Source organism: Parapedobacter pyrenivorans, from assembly GCF_014636865.1.
Taxonomy (GTDB): domain Bacteria; phylum Bacteroidota; class Bacteroidia; order Sphingobacteriales; family Sphingobacteriaceae; genus Parapedobacter; species Parapedobacter pyrenivorans.
This window is the reverse complement of record NZ_BMER01000001.1, coordinates 1,648,567-1,668,010: the sequence shown is the minus strand read 5'-3', so window position 1 is coordinate 1,668,010 and position 19,444 is coordinate 1,648,567. Positions and strand designations below refer to the sequence as shown.

13 protein-coding genes are annotated in these 19,444 nt (G+C 48.8%); 8 read left to right on the top strand and 5 right to left on the bottom strand.

Annotated elements, in window-relative coordinates; all coding sequences use genetic code 11:
* Position 1: 1 nt before the first annotated feature.
* On the top strand, positions 2-208 hold the full coding sequence (locus IEV98_RS06535) for a hypothetical protein (RefSeq protein ID WP_188505072.1): 207 nt from the start codon (positions 2-4) through the stop codon (positions 206-208).
* A gap of 72 nt (positions 209-280) precedes the next feature.
* Positions 281-523, top strand: a complete 243-nt coding sequence (locus IEV98_RS06530; protein WP_307726854.1) for a type II toxin-antitoxin system RelE/ParE family toxin — start codon at positions 281-283, stop codon at positions 521-523.
* Between the two features lie 66 nt (positions 524-589).
* On the opposite strand, the gene IEV98_RS06525 is transcribed toward IEV98_RS06530, so the two are convergent.
* Entirely contained in the window at positions 590-2,494 is a 1,905-nt protein-coding gene (locus IEV98_RS06525; RefSeq protein WP_188505071.1) for a RagB/SusD family nutrient uptake outer membrane protein, read from the bottom strand.
* Positions 2,495-2,511: 17 nt separating this feature from the next.
* Positions 2,512-5,688: a SusC/RagA family TonB-linked outer membrane protein gene (locus IEV98_RS06520; RefSeq protein ID WP_188505070.1), complete on the bottom strand. Its 3,177-nt coding sequence runs from the start codon at positions 5,686-5,688 to the stop codon at positions 2,512-2,514.
* 519 nt (positions 5,689-6,207) lie between these two features.
* Here IEV98_RS06520 and IEV98_RS06515 point away from each other — a divergent pair.
* Genes IEV98_RS06515 through IEV98_RS06505 form a run of 3 tightly spaced genes read left to right on the top strand, consistent with a single transcriptional unit; the run spans position 6,208 to position 10,833 of the window.
* A complete protein-coding gene (locus tag IEV98_RS06515; RefSeq protein WP_188505069.1) occupies positions 6,208-6,750 on the top strand; it encodes a T9SS type A sorting domain-containing protein in 543 nt (180 codons plus the stop codon).
* An 8-nt stretch (positions 6,751-6,758) separates the two neighbouring features.
* Positions 6,759-7,913 (top strand): type IX secretion system outer membrane channel protein PorV, encoded by a 1,155-nt coding sequence (porV, locus tag IEV98_RS06510; RefSeq protein WP_188505068.1) that lies wholly within the window; start codon positions 6,759-6,761, stop codon positions 7,911-7,913.
* Positions 7,914-7,935: 22 nt separating this feature from the next.
* Positions 7,936-10,833: a collagen-like domain-containing protein gene (locus IEV98_RS06505; RefSeq protein ID WP_188505067.1), complete on the top strand. Its 2,898-nt coding sequence runs from the start codon at positions 7,936-7,938 to the stop codon at positions 10,831-10,833.
* Between the two features lie 19 nt (positions 10,834-10,852).
* Here IEV98_RS06505 and IEV98_RS06500 read toward each other — a convergent pair whose 3' ends face one another.
* Positions 10,853-11,671 (bottom strand): sensor histidine kinase, encoded by an 819-nt coding sequence (locus tag IEV98_RS06500; RefSeq protein ID WP_188505066.1) that lies wholly within the window; start codon positions 11,669-11,671, stop codon positions 10,853-10,855.
* Between the two features lie 20 nt (positions 11,672-11,691).
* Here IEV98_RS06500 and IEV98_RS06495 point away from each other — a divergent pair, with 20 nt between their 5' ends.
* From IEV98_RS06495 to IEV98_RS06485, 3 genes are read left to right on the top strand one after another with little or no spacing between them, the layout of a single operon-like run.
* A complete protein-coding gene (locus IEV98_RS06495; RefSeq protein ID WP_188505065.1) occupies positions 11,692-13,143 on the top strand; it encodes a flavin-containing monooxygenase in 1,452 nt (483 codons plus the stop codon).
* A gap of 39 nt (positions 13,144-13,182) precedes the next feature.
* Positions 13,183-14,964 (top strand): histidine kinase, encoded by a 1,782-nt coding sequence (locus IEV98_RS06490; protein WP_188505064.1) that lies wholly within the window; start codon positions 13,183-13,185, stop codon positions 14,962-14,964.
* Between the two features lie 8 nt (positions 14,965-14,972).
* Positions 14,973-15,731, top strand: coding sequence for a LytR/AlgR family response regulator transcription factor (locus IEV98_RS06485; RefSeq protein WP_188505063.1), 759 nt, complete (start codon positions 14,973-14,975; stop codon positions 15,729-15,731).
* Positions 15,732-15,782: 51 nt separating this feature from the next.
* Here the strand turns inward: IEV98_RS06485 and nagB are convergent, their stop codons facing one another.
* On the bottom strand, positions 15,783-17,711 hold the full coding sequence (gene nagB / locus IEV98_RS06480; RefSeq protein ID WP_188505062.1) for a glucosamine-6-phosphate deaminase: 1,929 nt from the start codon (positions 17,709-17,711) through the stop codon (positions 15,783-15,785).
* A gap of 122 nt (positions 17,712-17,833) precedes the next feature.
* Positions 17,834-19,255, bottom strand: a complete 1,422-nt coding sequence (locus IEV98_RS06475) for an AAA family ATPase (RefSeq protein WP_188505061.1) — start codon at positions 19,253-19,255, stop codon at positions 17,834-17,836.
* Between the last annotated feature and the right edge of the window lie 189 nt (positions 19,256-19,444).

Sequence of the window (19,444 nt, the reverse complement as noted above, 5' to 3'; positions counted from 1 at the left end):
CATGAAAGTATTGTTGGATATAAAAGAAGATAAAGTGGCTTTTGTGCTTGAGATGCTTCAAAATTTCAAGTATGTCAAGACGCATCTACTAAGCCCGCATCAAGCAGATGTCATTGAAGGGGTAAAAGAGGGGGCTGAACAAGTAACTATGATACGAAAAGGGTTGATGGAGGATATTCCGGCAAAAGACCTGATCGATGAGTTATGAGGTTATAGCAACTCCCCGTTTCGCCCGGGATATTAAAAAACTAGCGAAAAATTACAGCTCTTTAAAAACCGAATATGCAGAGCTAGTCAGTACACTATACGCAGACCTAATCAGGGGACGCCACTTGGAAACGATTGCTATAAGATAAGGCTGGCCTTTGCCTCAAAAGGTAAAGGAAAGTCTGGTGGCGCAAGGCTAATTTCCTGTGTCAAAATAATTGACTCAAAAGTATACCTGCTTACCATATATGATAAATCTGAAAAAGATAGTGTAAGCGATAAAGCGCTTAACGAACTCTTAGGTCAAATAGAATAATATAAATCAAAAATAGGTGCCCGACGAATCGGACACCTTGCAAATCAATAATTAAAAACTTATCGATTAAGCTCCTCCTTGTGGCCCCAGAACTGTTCCTTCTTCGGGTACGGGGAGCGGCTCTACATTACGTTCAGCGCCCGGATACCCAATGTTTTGATTGATAACACCTTTGATATTCGTATTGATTGCATTTGCAGGTACCGGCCATAAAATATGATGTACACTTACCTTGTATTCCGCCCATTTGTGTACTACCCCTTTGTTGTAGAAGTTGCTTCTTGCTACTACCCGGTCGTACCAAAAGTTAATACCCTCCTGTTTAACATTTGAACCTGCACCACCCGGACCACTGAGATTTTCGAGGTTGTAGGTACGGCCACCGAATATTTCGCAGGGTTTACCGGTTTTCGCGTAAATGTACGAAATCCTGACCAACTCAATATGGCGGTTCTCTTCATAGTACAACTCCCGCGCACGCTCATCGAGTATTTCGCCGATATTGATGTCTCCGGCGTTGAGCGGTTCGGCACCGGCGCGGGTCCGCACCTCGTTCAGTGCTTCAGCGGCAAGTGCCGGTTGGTCTTTCCAATAATAACATTCCGCAATCAACAGGTAAACTTCGGCCGACCGATAGATGTACCACGGCGTTTCGCCACCAGCCCATTGGCTTTGCAGTGGATCGGGAACAAACACTTTGAAATGCGGCCAAGGATACCATGTCCGAATGGTGTCTTCCACGCTCATAGAAACAGGCTTCACCAAGTTTGCGCCATACCAGGGGCCACCTTTCAACCCCGGGGCATTATACCGCAGATCTTCCATCCGGCGCCAGCTATCCTTATTGTGAATGCCCCGCATATCGTTGGCTTCCTTGTCTGCCCGCCAGATGTAACTGGTGAAATAAGACGTGGAACGCAACCGACCTATACCACGGCCATACGTCTTGTTCGGGTCCAACTCCGGATCGGTCTCTCCAGCAGCAGGGTTGATACTGGTCCCCGCCTGTCCATCGGGAGTTCTGATATTTCCGCTACTCCAAAATGGCACAGCATTCCGCATGGTTTGGATGCGGTCCGAGCCTTCTTCTTCGGGATAGGATACCACATACATCAGCCCCTCGGTATTGGACATATCGAGCTTGGCCTCCACGCTATGCAAATCAAACATGAGGTTAGTGTTCGGTTTACCCTGGTTAGTCGTAAAACGGTTCTTCATCAGTGGATGCCTTGCAACGACCTCGTTTCCTACTGCAATTGCACGGTCAAAATCGCCGAGCACCATGGAAACTTTCATGAGTAAAACACCACATGCGGCCTTAGAGGTCCGACCACGATCCACCACCTCTGGTACCCACTGATAAGCAAATTCAAGATCTTTCTTCATCCGTTCCAAAATCCCCCACCTGTCATATGAAAAGAAATCATATTTAGGCGTTTCAATTTCCCAATCCAAATAGGGTATATCACCGAACTGATGCGTTAGCTTGAAATAGCGGTATGCACGATGGAAATAGGCCGATCCTAAAACCGCATTGCGTTCTTCCTCACTGCCAAATTCAGCATTATCGATCCGTGCGATTATTGTATTGGCATATTTAATCCCTTTATAGCCCTCATACCAATACCAGCCTACTTTTGTGAAATCCGTATGATTCAATTGCGCATCTGGCAGAAGTGCAACGTCCATATCCATCTGCGGGCCTGCTTTGTCTGTAGTGCCTTCAACGGCGACTTCTGACTGAATAATCTCGGTCAAGATTGGTGCATTGTCACCAAAATATTCGTGTCGCATATTCCGCTCCAATGTTGTAAGCGCGGAATACATGCCCTCAGCGTTGGACAATGCGATTCCAGGTTCGTAAAATGACAAGGGCTTGGGCGTTAACCAGTCTTCATTACAGCTGACAGCGGTAAAGGCCATGGTCACAAACGCCAAGAGTGTTCTCTTATATATCTTTCTACTGTTCATCTTCTTGTATTTTCAAGTTAAAGCGAAAAATTGATACTCATGTTGTAGGTCCTTGGAGTAGGCATACCCCCCAAATCAGGGTCATCGTATGACTCTGGATCGCCAAATGTCCAATCGGGGGCCCAAACCGCTACGTTACGTACCGTAGCCGATATTCGTAAATTCTGGATATTAAACCTCTGGAGGAAGGTGTTGGGCACGGCATAAGAAAGCGACACGTTGTCAAGACGGATAAACGACCGGGAGACGTAATTGTTACTGATGTTTTTAGAACCGATACGGCCATAGTCATTTATGGGGTTATCCGGCGTCCACCGGGGTTGTACGTAATCCGTGGCGCGGTCGGCAAAATTCGCATTGTTTGCGGCCCGATTAAAGGTGTCGTAATGCCCCCAATTGGAATAAACAAAAAAGGAAAAGTCAAAATTGCCATAACGGAAGTCGTTCCGTAACGACCATCTGAACCGAGGTGTCGTCCATTTTTGGAAAACCCGGTCTTCGTCGGTCATCACGCCGTCTTCGTCTTGATCTTTATACTTGAAGTCGCCGGGTTGCAAACCATAAGGCTTAGCCGCATCTTCCTCTCCGACCTGCCAAACGCCAATCCGCTCATAAGACCATACCCGATCCGGATCCTGGCCGATGAACCAGCGATTCTTGATGTCGTCAGCTTCGCGTTGACCGATGACATTGCCATTAGCGTCCTTGATGTCCACCATATCGCCATAGAGGTGTTTGATTTCCCGTCGATTGAGCATAAAGATGGCCGACGCATTCCAATTGAATTTTTCTCGCTCAATAATCCGACTGTTCAACGCCACTTCAAAACCTTTGTTTTCCAACTCGCCAAGGTTCGCCGCCACGCTATTGAAGCCGATAATTTCGGGGAGTGCCCGATCTACCAGTAAATCCATGGTGGTGGAGGTATAAACATCTATTGCGCCCCCTAGCTTATTGTTGAACAAGGAGAAATCTATGCCCAGGTTATATGAGGACTTGTTTTCCCACCGCAGTCCTAAATTGGCCATGCGGTTGACATAAAGCTGAGAATAAAGGTAAATATTACCTTTTGAGTCGATATACGGATGCAGACCGGACGTCATGTCCGACAGGGCCTCGTATTGTCCGATATCACGGTTACCGTTACGTCCCCACGACAAGCGAAGCTTTCCATAATCCAACCAGCTTGAGGTTTTCTCCATGAACTTCTCCTCGGACAAATTCCAGGCAAAGGCTAAGGCCGGGAATGTTGCCCGTGGATTTTGGGCGCCAAACGCCGAATAGCCGTCGCGACGTACGGAGGCGGTCAGCATATACCGATCATGCAACGAGTAAAACAACCGAGCCATCAGTGCATCGCCTGTACGATAAGTATCGTCGCTTTCGTTTAAAGGCACCGCTCCAGCTTGCAGGCGATGCCAGCCTAAGATGTCGCTCGGACTATAGTTGGAAGCCATCGCCTTGGTTTTCCAAAACTGCCCCTTTTCCGCATTCTGCAATAAGGTCACTTCAAAGTTGTGGACATCGAACCGTTTATTCCACCTCAGCACGTTATCGATTTGCCAGTTATATGTTTTCTCGAATGTACGCTCCGAATTTCCGCCACGGTTGGCCCACTCATAATTTTCTGAGGATTCGTGGTTGTAGTACTCGCGCCAAACATACGACGGGGTGAAATTGGTTTGGAATTCGATACCATACGGTAACGAAATCACTCCATACACAGAGGCATTTAAGGTATTGTACCGATCGATGCGATCTCTGTACATATTGTCAAAGAATGGGTTTTGCGGTGTTGGGTCACCTGTTGGTAAGCGTTTGAGGATTTCTTCACTTTCGGGATCGCCGATGTTGTTTGATCCGTAAGGTGAAATAACCGCCGACTGCCCCCAGTTTGCCTGCAAAAACCCTTCGTTGCGCGTGGCAAAGTTTGCGTTAGCGCCTACGCGGAGGAATGATGTGATGGTCGATTCCAGGTTCAATCTGGACCGCAGGTTTTTAAACCGATTACCAACGATGATGCCTTCACGGTCAACTTGGTTTACGGACCAGTAGTAATTGACATTGTCTGTCTTATTTGAGATGCTGACCGAATAATCTTGTTGAAGACCTTGCTGGAATACGAGGTCCTGCCAATCCGTAAGGCGATTGGCCATATAGTTATCGATTTCCGGTGCTTTGAGTTCCAGACGGGTAAGCCACATCCGAAGGAGCTGATCGTCGGTGACCGATGTCACTTTATCTTCTTCCTTGAAATCATAATTGTACCAGTCCAGTTGATTGACGCCCGATAGTTGGCGTGGATCCACAAACATTTCTGGATACTGCTGATGATATTCATCCGTGCGCCGTCCCATTTCATAATCATACCGATAAACGAGGAACTCCTCGGCCGTCATAACGCGCGGCATATTGGCATTTTCAACCATGCCGAGGTTTCCGTTGAACGAAATCCGGGGCTTTCCTACCTGCCCTTTTTTGGTGGTGATCAACACCACGCCGTTGGCTGCCTTGGCTCCGTAAACTGCCGAAGCACTGGCATCTTTTAGAATATCGATGGACTGGATGTCGTTTGGATTGATGTCCGATAACGCACCGTCGAAAATAACACCATCAACAACGTGCAACGGACTACTACCAGCCTTGAGGGTTCCTTTGCCCCGGATAAGCAATGAGGCATCTCCTTTTGCCGTGTTGCCCTGCCCGATAATCATACCTGCAGCATTTGCTCGCAGTAAATCTTGGACAGACCGTGGTGCCTGGGTTTCGAGCTTTTCCGCTTGAACTGACGCAACGGCTCCCGTCAAGTCCTTCCTTTTTGCCGTGCCATAACCAATTACAACGACTTCATCGAGGTCTTGGATGTCCGCTTTTAAGACTACATCAATAACGGAACGTTGATCTACCTGAATTTCCTGCGTACTATATCCTGTTGATGAAAAAACTAACGTGGCACCCTCTTCAGGTAATGCGAGGCTAAAAGCACCCTGGGCGTCTGTTCTCGTTCCTGTACCGGTGTCCTTTATCACCACCGTTACGCCCTCTAGGGCAAACCCAGCATCGCTTTTAACCGTACCGGTAACGACACGCTGAAGTGCGCCATTATGATAGGTAATGCCGGGCTTCGATTGACCGTACTGTACGCAAAAAAGCGGCAATAGTACTAAAAACAATTTGGCTAACTGTATTCTCATTGGTTCATTTTTTGGTTATAAAATAGACGAAAATCAAATGACGATTAATCTACTCACAAATCGCCTTTTTTGTTACAATCGGTAAGATGCTAGGTGGGATACCTATTGGCATCATCAATCATAATCTGGTTTGAAAACCCGTAAATGTGTTTCATAAAGAACCTTTTTATTTAATAAGTATAAATTGGTGAGCTTGATCGTCGGAAGGCTTTATGCCCTGTGTGTTACCGACGATGTGTATCTTCAAATATACGCGAATGTTGACTGCTATTGCATGGCATCCGTATGATTCAGGTGGTGCAATTGTTCGAAAACTGTGTTTTTGACACCGTTCAATCGGTGGACTGATTTTGATTTTGTAACAGGGTTGTTGCTTAACATTAAACAGCACAGCATACGTTTATAAACCTCCATCAATTGAAACCCGCTTTCCGTCAATCCAGAAAGTCCATTCATTAAGTGTGGTGTTAGTCGGCGGTTACCTGTCGTTAGTTTTGGCCCCCGAACGAAAAATTCAGCATGATGACTCTTTTAGCAACACCTATCGATAACTGTCGCGGCATCATTGGCCTGCTGTGTACAATCTTACTTGGTGCATCAGCGACATCCTTGTGCGCACAGGAAATCGTTTTAGAAAGGCAAGTGGTCGGTAGTACCGGATATGACAGGCAGACGGGCAACACGATCTTCCAATATACGGTTGGAGAGGCCGCGGTCGCGACGTTGATGCAACCGACATTCCTCTTTACCCAAGGCTTCCAACAACCCCAGGTAACGGTAAGTTCTCATATCCCGCAATTACCTGACTTAACCGATTTTATCGTATTCCCAAATCCGGCAATCAGCTATACGACCATCCGGTTTACCCTTGTTGTACCGGGTAGCGTGCGGTTTATACTGGTTAACAACGCTGGCCAGATCGTATACAGCGAAGATCGGGATGCCGCCGCCGGTCAGTTGGAGTACCGCATCCCACTCGAGCAGTATGCATCGGGTCTGTACTACCTTGTTGTATCGGTAAACTCATCCAAAAAATATACGCAAAAATTAATCATTCAGTAATCAACGTAATGAACACCAAAATAATCATCGGCATTTTTGTGGCTCTGCTCGTTGCAATAGCCCTTCCAACGAAACGAACAGTGGCGCAACGTACTCGAACTGTGACTACCGGAGCGTCCTTTCTCCTACTGAGCCCTGATGCTCGCAATGCCGGTGTCGGTGAAGCCAGTACGGGTTTGGAGGCCGATGCCAATGTGCTATATGCTAATGCGGCAAAATTAGTCTTCGCCGACCGTATGGGCGTCAGCCTATCCTATACGCCCTGGATGCGGCAATTAGTAGACGATGAACACTTAAGCTACCTTACAGCTTACCATAGATTGAATGATCGGGAGGTACTGGGGATGTCGGTTAAGTACCTCGACCTAGGTGAAGCTTCCTTTCGAGACGAAACGGGTAACCTCTTGGATACTTATAAGCCTGCAGAATTTGCATTCGACGTCAGCTATGCCCGAAAATTGGGCGAATATTTCGCCATGGCGCTTACCGCACGGTATATCCGTAGTGCATTGGGGGCCGGTAATTATAACGGCCTGGAAATGGATCATGCTAACGCATTTGCAGTAGACATCAGCATTTACTCCGAACGTGAACTATTCCGATCCCATCAATTTGGAAAGCGCTTTGCATGGGGAATCAGCCTGAGCAATGTCGGCACCAAAATCAACTACACCAACTCCAAGGAAAGCTTTCTTCCCATGAATTTACGTTTAGGAACAGGATACGCCCTCTACAACGATCCGAATAATCGGCTTACGCTGCTACTAGACATCAATAAATTGATGGTCCCTACCCCACCAACATACAAACAAGATGAAAACGGGCAGCTAACCACCGAAATTGAACGAGGCAGAGATCCCAATAGAAGCGTACCGGATGCCTTGTTTACGTCCTTGTTTGACGCCCCGGGGGGATTCCGCGAGGAACTTTCGGAGTTTACGGTTGCCGGCGGGTTTGAATTCAGCTATTACCGGCAGTTTTTCCTCCGCGCGGGCTATTTCCATGAAGCACCGGATAAGGGCAATCGGCAACACCTTTCTACCGGACTGGGTGTGCGGGTGAATGATTTCCAACTGGATATGAGCTATACCATGCCAATGGCCCGGCGATATACCGTGCGCAATGAATTCAAGGCTACTTTAAGTTTCAACATCAACAATTAATCGAATCATACAACAGCTAATCATGACTATGAATGCAAAACCATTAACCATTACATTAGCCATCCTATTCCTGTGGCTGGGCGTAGCCGCTCAATCGAGCCTAGACGGCATCAACTACCAGGCCGTGGCCCGAAACACGGATGGAACCGTACTGGCCGAAAAAAACATCCGGGTGCGGCTATCCGTCATTGGTGGGTCGGCTACCGGCGACGTTCAATACCGGGAAGCGCATGAGCTCCTTACCAACAAGCTCGGGCTATTCACCTTACGGATTGGACAGGGGCAGGTAGACCAAGGAACCTTTGCCGCAATTCCATGGCAAGACACCAATCAGTACCTGAAAGTGGAAGTCGCGTTGGATGGCGGCATGTTTGCCGATCTCGGCACTACCCAGCTGATGAGTGTACCGTTTGCCTTGTATGCGGCATCGGGCGGCGGCACACCGGGTGCGACCGGACCACAGGGGCCCGCAGGCCTCCAAGGTCCTGTTGGACCACAGGGGCCAAAAGGTGAAAAGGGTGATCCGAATGGCCCTCCGGGACCGCAAGGTGAGCAAGGTGAAAAAGGCGATGTGGGGGCACAGGGGCCGCAAGGCATCGCTGGACCGCAGGGTGTTGCCGGGCCACAAGGCCCTTCGGGACCACAGGGCGAAAAGGGCGAAAAGGGCGATGCTGGTGAGCAGGGGCTGCCGGGTATTGCCGGACCACAGGGACCCGAAGGGCCACAAGGGCCGCAGGGTGAAACCGGCGCTGCCGGACCGCAAGGTCCATCTGGACCGCAAGGGGAAAAGGGTGATAAGGGTGACCAAGGAGATCCCGGTCCTGCGGGAGCCGATGGTGTACTCGCAGGTCCTGCGGGAGGCGATCTATCGGGCACCTATCCCGATCCCATAGTTACCAAACTACAAACGGTACCGATATCCGATGCGACCCCGGCCAACAACGATGTATTGCGATTTGACGGTTCACAATGGGTCCCAGGCATCGCGGCCGGCGACGGATTTACCCTACCCTTCGCCGCCACGGAAAACCTAGCTAGCACCTTATTCTACCTCACCAATGAAGGCAATGGGACAGCGGGTAGTTTTAATATAAACAACATCGCCGCATCGGTGCCAGCGCTCAGCGTACAAACCAATAGCCAGAGTTCACAGGCCGCATATTTCCATAATGACGCCAATGGCAGCGGTGACGTGCTGCTCGTAGCAGGCAACGGAACCGGCACCAGCATATCGAGCCAGGCGAATGGTACCAGTGGACATGCGGGGTTCTTCCGTACCAGTAATACCAACAACAATTCGAATACCTTGCGTGTGGAAACACTGGGGGGCGGGGCTGCAATAGCCGCGCGGTCGACCTCGGGCAGCACCATCTCAGGCTTCAACAACAATTCCGGCACCGTTTTCGAGGGCATCAAGCAAGGTACCGGCATGGTCGCCTCCTTTCGATCCACCACCAATTCCAACAACGAACCGAGCCTATTTGTGGAATCCGTAAGCACGGGTACAGGCCGCGGAATCGATGTTGTCGCTGCCAATGGAACTGCAATCCGCGCAACAAGTTCCGGGCCAGCGCCTGTAGCGGAGTTCTTTACTTCGGGAGGCGCAGAGGCCAATGCACTCTACCTACGCAATACCGTACAAGCCAACAGCAACGAAACCCTCTTGGTCGAAACAAACAGTACACTTGCCACTGCAGCTCGTTTCCGGGTGATGGGCGGCATCGGGTCAGCAGTGTCTGGCGAAACAACCGTCAATATTCCCAACAGCAATGCCGCCGTAACGGGCCGATCGTCAGGTGCAGGGGGCGGGGCCGGCAATTTCGTTATCAGCAATGCAACAAACAGTGCTACGGCATTACGCGCAACACATCAAGGCAATGGCCGTGCCATTAGCGCTGTAGCGCAGGGAAACGTGCCCGTGGTAGAAATCGAGAATGCTGGAGCAGCCACGAATGCCGTGCTTCGCGTCCGCAATACCCTTGCGGCAAACAGCAGTTCGGCAGTCAGTGTAGAAAGTCAATCCGTATCTGGCAATGGTGCCTTTTTCAGTTTGACCAACCCCAACAGTGCCGGTGCGGCAATTTTCGCACAAACCAATTCATCCACGCCCAATCCGAATGCAGCGGTTATCGGCCGTGCGTCTGGTGGTGCAGGCGGTGCAGGTCTTTTCGTTAACTCCAATGCTGGCAATAATACAGCCGCATTACACGCCGAACACCAAGGTGGTGGCCATGCGCTTTTTACTCGCGCATTTAATAATGGGTCGGCGCTTTTTGCTTCCGGTGTTGGCAGTGGTACCGTTATCCAGGGGAGTGACGGCGGAACCGGGAGTGGAAGTCTGCTCTCCCTAACCCGAACAAACGCAGCAAATTCAACCGATGTATTTCGCATCAATTCTGCCGGCTCCGGCAACCTCGCCGTCTTCCGTAGCGGCGGCGCCAACCGCGCCCGGATTAGTGCCGCGGGTGTCGGATTTTTCAATGGGGGGACCATTAATGGCGGTGCCGATATTGCCGAAGCATTCGATGTGGAAGGAATCATCGCCCAATATGAGCCGGGTGATGTGCTGGTCATTTCTATGGATGAGGATCGGACAGTAACGAAGTCGGCCGAACCTTATTCGGATATTGTGGTGGGCGTATACGCTACCAAACCCGGTGTATTACTGACCGAAGAGGATATTGATACAGACATCTCGCAAAAAGTACCCATGGGAGTAGTCGGTGTTATACCGACCAAGGTATGCCTGGAAGGCGGTACAATCAAAAGGGGAGATTTACTGGTCACTTCATCCACACCCGGGGTAGCCATGAAAGCCGACAAAGCGAAGGTAGGGCCAGGACAGGTGATTGGCAAGGCATTACAGGAATACAGCGGTGCGGGGATCGGCAAGATCCGGGCACTTGTCAACGTCAAATAAACACCATCGTGAACGCCACTTATTCAACGGGTACCCATGCAAGCTGGATAGCCACCGATGTACCGGCATTCTGTTTGTCGGCGTCTACCAAATCGTGGATAGCAAACGGCAATGTACGACCAAACGCTTTATTGAAAGCCGCAATGCGCTTGCAGGTAACTGCGATACCCAGCGATTTATTGGTAGCAGGCAAGGCATCCTTTTCCGATTGTGCCCGGCCAACACCATTGTCCGTGATGGAGCAACTTAGCGTTACCGCATCGGTCATTAAAAATTCGACGATGATGGTGCCGTTTGCCTGCCGTGGGAGTAATCCGTGGATTAACGCATTTTCAACAAAAGGCTGGATAAAAAGTGGAGGCACGATGATGCTTTCGGGGTCAATCTCTGCTGAAACGGCGATTTCGACGGCAATTTTGTCGCCAAAACGCAGTTGCTCCATGTGGATGTACTGCCGCACCGTATCGAGCTCATCGGCAAGGGTTATGGTGGCTTCTTCCGAATGCTCCAGCAACCTACGTACCAGCCGGGAAAGGCTGGTCAGGTATCTGGCCGCTGATTCCTTGTCATCCCTATGGATCATGCTGTTGAGGCTATTCAAACAGTTATTCAGGAAATGGGGGTTCATCTGCAAACGCCAAACTGTATCCTCCAACTCTGCTACGCGTTGCTGGAAAACGGCCTGCAGGAGCGCATTTCTCTTTTTGAAATACCAAAGAAAACCGCAAGCGGTTATCAGTAAAGTGCCGATGAAGATGAGTAAATAGGTAGTCATAGCTGTGCTAACGGCCAGCGTAAAATAAGTGAATTTAAGGCAATTATCGAAAAAAATATTCATAATTTTTAATCATTAACCAAATGAAGCATATTGGTATCATCGGGGCCGGCATAAGCGGTCTCACCACAGCAAAGGCCTTCCTGCAGAAAGGCCATCAGGTAACGGTGTTGGAAAAGTCGGACGGGTTGGGTGGCGTGTGGCACAAAAGCCGCTCATATGCGGGTGTTACCACCCAGACTACCCGTGATGAATATGCATTTTCGGATTTTCCAATGCCAAAACATTACCCATTGTGGCCTACCGGCGAACAGGTACAAGCGTACTTAAAAAACTACGCTATTCATTTCGGTATCATGCAGCACATCCGGTTTGGCATGACCGTAAAAACCATGTACTACGATGGTTTCAACTGGATTGTTAACCTGGAAGGGGGCGAGTCCATTTCCTTTGCTTATGTGGTCATCTGTACCGGGACCTTTCATGAGCCCCATGTTCCTGAAATACCGGGTAGGAATTCCTACACGGATGCCGGTGGTATACTGCTGCATTCATCCAACCTATCGGCGGCCGATCAATTGGCTGGCAAGGATGTCGTGGTGGTGGGCTTTGCGAAATCCGCCACCGATATCGCTACCACAGCCGCTGATGTAAGCAAAAGCTGTACACTCATTTACCGTAGGGCCCAGTGGAAAGTTCCTCGCTATTTCGGCAACAGCATCAACATGAAGTACCTGTTGTTCTCTCGCTTTTCCGAAGCGTTCTTCAATGCCCGTAAAAAAACGGCGCTTCAACAGGTATTGCATTCCGTAGGTAAACCTTTCGTATGGTTGCACTGGCGCATGCTTGAGCTGTTGTTAAAAAAGCAATTTGGCCTGAAAAAGTGCAATATGCTGCCCACGCACCGCATCGAAGACCAAATCAGCTGTAGCCTCGGCGTAGAACCGGTGGATTTTTATAGCAAAATAGCTACGGGAAAAATACGCGGTATTTGCACGGAAATAGAACGGTTTGAAGGTCGGGATGTGGTGCTCAAAAACGGGCAGGTAATACGGCCCGATGTGGTCGTATTTGGCACAGGTTTCAAACAACGACTACCATTTCTCCAAGTGCAATACCAGGAAATGATTACCACGGCTTCCGGAATGTATAGCCTTTACCGGAATATTTTACACCCCGACTTGCCGCAGATGGGATTTGTGGGTTTCAACTCGAGCCTGTTTACCACACTCACTTCTGAAGTGGCTGCTCACTGGCTGGCGGCCACGGTATCCGGTGAGCTTATCCTTCCGCCGGTGGAAGATATGCTGCGTGATATGCGGCTGATGGAAAGATGGCGATGCGAGGAACGACCGATTGCGGCTGAGTTCAGTGGTCTTTGCGTAGCTCCTTTCAATTACCAGCATCTCGACGAACTGATGAAAGACCTTGGTCTTCGCACCAGGGCCTCAAAGAATTTCATCTACGAGTTCTTTAAACCCATCAACCCGAAAGACTATAAAAAGATGCTCGCCGGGAAATCAACAATTATTTAACGACTTTTTGTTACCTTAGCGCAAGAAGCCAATGTGTTCATGAACGGTATCAAACCATTTATACGGATACTATCCATCGCCTGGTTTTTGGGCATGGGCGTGGCCGCTGCACAAGAATCGGATAGCTGGGCAACTATACAGGAAAACAAAGGTGGTACCGTCACTGCGCTATGGTATGACATCGATCCCTATATTTTTGAAGACGACAACGGCAAACTGCAGGGTGTCGAATACGAATTGATGGAGTCGTTCGTCCGTTGGATAAACAAAACCTATGACTACAAGGTTGCCATCCGGTGGAAAAATGCAAGAAGTTTCGACGGCATTTACAACCAGATACGCAATACGTCAGAAGGCGGCGTATTTGGATGGTCGTTTTTCTCCATCACGCCGGAAAGAAAGCAGGAAGTGCAGTTTACCCCGCCATATATGCCAGATATCAATGTACTGGTTACCAACGATCGGATGCCTTTATTTACCAACGAAGCGGCATTTCGAGACACAATCCCCCACCTACGCGGATACACCATGCGCTATACCGCTATGGAGCAAGATATGGACTCCCTTATACGTGGATATGCAATTCCTGTATCCCGTAAATATGACGACTACCAAATCTTAGAACGAATCGCGGCAGAAAGAGATGCCTTTGGATATGTTCCGCTGACGGTGTACGTGGTAAGCCTGCAGAAAGGAATCAAAGTGAAAAGGCAGCATCTATTTGCGACGGAAAGACCCGGATTGGCGGGCATATTTCCCATAAATAGCGATTGGCAGCCCATTGTAGATGAATACTTCCAGAGTTTTGAATGCAAACGGCTGGTGAGCGGTTTTCTTTCCAAGTACCTGGGCAGTCAAATCGGACCAATCATCATGGAGGGCCCCGGAGCCTCTCCGGATGGACAACGCGACGCTGAACTCGAGCTGCTCACCAAGGAGCGCGAAATCGTATCACAACGGCTTGCAAACAGCTTGCTGGCCGCCGAACGCGATCAAATCCTTCGTTATGTGAGTATGCTGTTGATCGTCGTCGCCATCGGGATAGCGGTGTTGATGTACAACAGGTATCGGATGAAAACCCGCCTCACCAAGCTACTCACCCAGCGTAATACGGTCATCGGAAAGCAACATCGGGACATCGAACGGATAAACCGAAAATTGCATATGCGCGTACTGCAGGCTCAAATAAACCCCCACTTCGTATTCAACTCGTTAAACGATCTCCAATATTACATCAATAAGGGTGATACGGCTACCTCACTCGGCTACGTATCGCGCTTTTCGCGGTTCATCCGCGAATTACTGGCTCAGGCGAACGTCCCCGAAATCTCATTGACACAGGAAGAGAAATTCCTAAGGCTTTACTTGGAGCTCGAAAAAATGAGATTCGCCGGGAAATTTGATTACGCCATCGAAACAGAAGAAGGGATACCGTCAGATTTATCCGGCCTGCCTCCGCTCATTATTTATCATTACGTCGAAAACGCCCTGTACCATGGCATTCTCAACTTGGATCGGCACGGGGAAATCAGGATCACATTCCGATATGAGTTCCCCCATTTAGTATGCAACATCACCGACAATGGATGTGGTAGGGAATCAGCCAAAGAACGAACGAAACAGCGCGACGCCAATGAAACTACACCTTACAAGCGATTGCTGAAAGATCGTATCCAAATTTTGAACGATGAAGTATCCGGCAGGATAACCGTGGCCGTGGCTGATTTAGTGACGCCTGAGGGGAAACCAGCGGGCACAAATGTGACCCTGCATATACTCATCAACTCGCGCGCTCAAAACCCAATTGTACTAGATTATTAATATCCCCAATGCAGAACGCAATAATCGTCGAAGATGAGCCACGGAGCAGGGAGTTGCTATACGATCTCATCAAGGCACATTGTCCGGAAATCGAGGTGGTAGCACTGGCCGGCACCGTCCAAGAGGCAGCGACACTGATCAGACAGCACAAACCGCAGCTACTCTTTCTGGATATCGAACTACAAACCGGAACGGGCTTCGAAATCCTCCAGCAATTGGATGACTTGAGCCCTGCGGTAATCTTCACGACGGCCTATGACCATTATGCAATCAGGGCGATCAAGTTCAGCGCAGCCGATTACCTGCTTAAGCCGATTGATATCGATGAATTGAAAGAGGCAGTAAGGAAAGTATTGGGCAGATCGGCAGAAAGCCATCAGCTTATGTTGGCTGCATTGATTCAAAACCTGAATGAATTGCAGCACCGCGGCCAACCAACACTTACCCTGTCACTGGCCAATGAACTTGAATTTGTTCCGTTGAAAGATATCATCCGGATCGAGGCAGCCGGTGCCTACTCCACGTTTTACCTAACCGATGGGCGGCACGTAATGGTGAGCAAAAACCTTAAGGAATACGAGTTATTGTTGACAGGCCATCATCAATTCATGCGCATCCACAACTCCCACATCATCAACCTCAATCAAATAAAACGGATGTTGAAAACGGACGGTGGCTATGCGGTGATGAGCGATGATTTTCCGGTGATGATTTCGCCCAAAAAGAAGGAAACGTTTATTCGTTTGATGAACAACCGGAACTTGTAAGTACAACACACAGCCCCGGTTTCACCCATGGGCTATGTGTCTTCCTAAAATCTACTCATCTTCAAATTTCCAGCGTACAAACGCCTCAATGGCCTCATATTCGGCCATCCCAAGACCGTCATACAGCCTCGCAGTTTCACGCGTGCGCTCTTCAGCGCGCACCCAAAACTCGCGGGCATCATCACCGGGGAATACTGGTAAATCTTTTTGAGACTGGTGTTTGAATATCGCATGGCGCTTGCGCAACACCTCCTGGGGGGAGAGCGGTACGGCCATCTCAATTTCGTGAATTTCGAACTCATGCCAAGCCCCGCGGTAAAGCCATAACCAGCAATCCTTTGTCCATGCTTCGGTCTTGCGGAGGCGCTTCATGGCATGATGGATGATATCAAAACACACCTTGTGCGTACCGTGCGGATCGGCAAAATCGCCTGCGGCAAAGATCTGTTGGGGCTTAATCCGTTGGAGCAATTCCATGGTCGCCTGGATGTCATCTTCATAATCAAGCATTTTGCTGAATTTCCCACGATCATAAAAAGGCAGGTTCTGGAAATGGATATTTTCATCCGGTAGCCCGGCAAAACGAGCACCTGCAATGGCTTCCCCTTTGCGAATCAGTCCCTTAACCGTAAGCAGTTCCACCGTATCGATTTGGTTGGGCTTCTTGTCAGTGATAAATTGGCGTGCATCGCGATAGAGCACTTCCAATTTCTGGGTATCGAGCCCCTGCGACTTGGCGAAATCTGTAGCAAATTCAATGAAACGCAGCGCATCATCATCCCAAACCGCCGTATTGCCGGAGGTCTGATAGGCCACATGCACCTCGTGCCCCTGATCGGCCAGGCGGATAAACGTGCCGCCCATGGATATCACATCATCATCCGGATGCGGCGAAAAAATAATCGAGCGCTTCTTGGCCGGATCGCGGCGCTCCGGGCGTTGGCTGTCGTCGGCATTCGGTTTACCGCCTGGCCATCCGGTAATGGTGTGCTGAAGCTGGTTAAAAATATCGATATTAATATGGTAAACAGGCCCTTTTTCGGTAGCCAATTGAGCCATACCGTTGGTATTGTAGTCGTCTTCAGTGAGTTTAAGAACAGGCTTATTGAGCGTCTGCGACAACCAGACCACGGCCTTTTTGATCGTTTTGCGATCCCACACACAGTCCTTCACCAACCACGGTGTATCAAAGCGCGTCAGTTGCGATGCCGCATCTTCGTCAAGCACAAACTCCACACTTTCCGACAATTGCAGGTAGGTTGCCGGTACATCCGAAGATATTTCACCCTCAATAGCCTTTTTGACAATTTCAGCCTTTTTCTGGTTCCATGCCATCAAAATGATTTCACGGGCTTTGAAGATGGTGCCAATGCCCATGGTGATGGCTTTAGTGGGTACATTCTCCTTACCGCCGAAGTCGCGCGAGGCATCACGGCGTGTCAGATCGTCGAGGGTAACCAACCGCGTACCGGAATTGGGGGCCGAACCCGGTTCATTGAACCCGATGTGACCGGTACGGCCGATACCCAGCACCTGTAGGTCGAGTCCACCTAAAGCGGTAATTTTTTGCTCATACGCCAAGCAATAATCGTGGATGTCTTCCATGGCCAAAGTCCCATCCGGAATATGCACGTTGGCCCGATCGATATCTACGTGGTCAAACAGGTTTCTGTTCATAAAGGTCACATAGCTTTGCTCCGAATCGGGTAGCATCGGATAATATTCGTCGAGATTGAAGGTGATCACGTTTCTAAAGCTCAGCCCTTCTTCCCGATGCAGGCGTACCAATTCTGCATAGACTTTTACAGGGGTTGCACCTGTAGCAAGGCCAAGAATGGCCTGCTCACCCTTTTCTTCTTTGCCGCGGATCAGGTCGGCAATGCGCCTGGCCACGGCCAGTGAAGCCGCAGTCGGGTCGGAGTAAACACTTACGGGTACCTTCTCGAAGCGTGTTTCTTCCAGTAAATTTAATCTTGCCATTATAAAGGATTACGTATAAGGTGAGAAGCAAAAATACAGAGTTATTTGAAAAAAATAGCAAAAGCGGCATCACTTTTTCAATTTTCTTTCAAAACGTGAGACGCAATCGTGTGCGCTAATTTTTAAAATAACTGTGCAAGCGTCACCTCGCTATCGACATATTGATCTTTGTATTCATTCTTAGCTATACCGTAGGTAGTAATTAATGTGGTGAACGTAGTTTTTTTTGACTTTAACGAAGTTTTGTAGGCCAGCATTTTGTGGTGTAGCTCTTTGGCGTACTTCGCGTTAATAGTGTATTCAGCCTCCGAAAACTTAATTTCGCATAAATTTACACACCGGTCCGCACGGTCTATCACCAGATCGATCTGTGCACCGGCCTGTCTGTCGTACCATGTAGCTTCTTCCGAGTATATACTTCCAATTTGTAAAGCCATTTTGATATTTTCCACGTGTTTCAGGCACAGGTTTTCAAAAGCGTACCCACTCCACGCCTTCCAGGTGGGCTTAGTGCTCAATAGTGCCCAAGTAGCTTTTTGCTGTGCTCTGGATTTCTCTATAAACTTTAGGTAGAATAAGGAATATTCATCGGTGAGCCGGATAATAGCGTCTTTTGATTTGCGATTGATGGGCAAGTAGGCGGTAATAAAACCGCTTTCTTCCAGTTCCCTTAAAATGCCGGTGAGGTAGCCACCACTGGTTAGCTTGGTGTCCGCTACGATTTCATTCCGGGTCAAGCCACTGCGGCGCTTACTTAATGCGCGGATGATGGCGATATGGTTGTCTGCTTGGTCATAAAGGGAGCTATAGAGCTTTTCGAACTCGTTACGTAGCATGCCTTGCGGTGAAAAGCAAAGATCGTCGATGTTTTGTGTTGCACTTTTGCCGGATCTGATTAGGTCTAGGTAATGGGGTACCCCGCCAATAGTCATGTACAACTCGGCAATCTGATAATCATTTAATTTAACCCTTTTGTGATGGAAAAATGCTTTAGTCTCCCGGAGCGTAAATGGCAATAACCGGATCTGACGGGTGATGCGATTATGGAGACCGCCCTTGTTGAACAATATTTTTTCGATCATCCACGATGCAGCGGATCCGCATATGACGACGATGATATCAGTTCGTTTGGTACACCAAGCATTCCAAAAGTAATCAAAGGCACTTAGGAAGCCTGAATGCAGGGAGTCTAACCATGGCAGCTCATCAAGGAAAATCACTTTCTTGTCCTTTCCTTTCAACTGTTCGATATAATTGCCCAGCATAATAAACGCTTCTGACCAATTGGCTGGTGGCCTCGGTATGAGGTTTAAATTCATAGATTTACCTAATACGGTAGCGAAGTTGAATAGTTGAGTTTCCATGTTGGCATTTTGACTACCGGATAACTCAAATTTCAGGAAACGCGCAAAGAACTGTCTAACTAAGAAGGTTTTCCCGATGCGTCGTCGTCCGTATATAGCCACTAGTTCGGCCCTGTTACTGGTTAGTGTTTCGTTCAAAACAGCGATTTCTTCGACTCTGCCGATTACTTGTTGTTCCATTTTATGAAATTCATTAGCGCCAAAAGTATAAAAAATAATTGACTTTTGGCGCGTTTTAATTATTTAATATACGCCAAAACAATACGAAAATATTGACTTTTGGCGCAGTTGGATATATCTCGACCCGATTAGTCCCCTGGCAATTGCAACTATAATTTTCGGGCGCTGGTGACAATCCCACTCAGTACC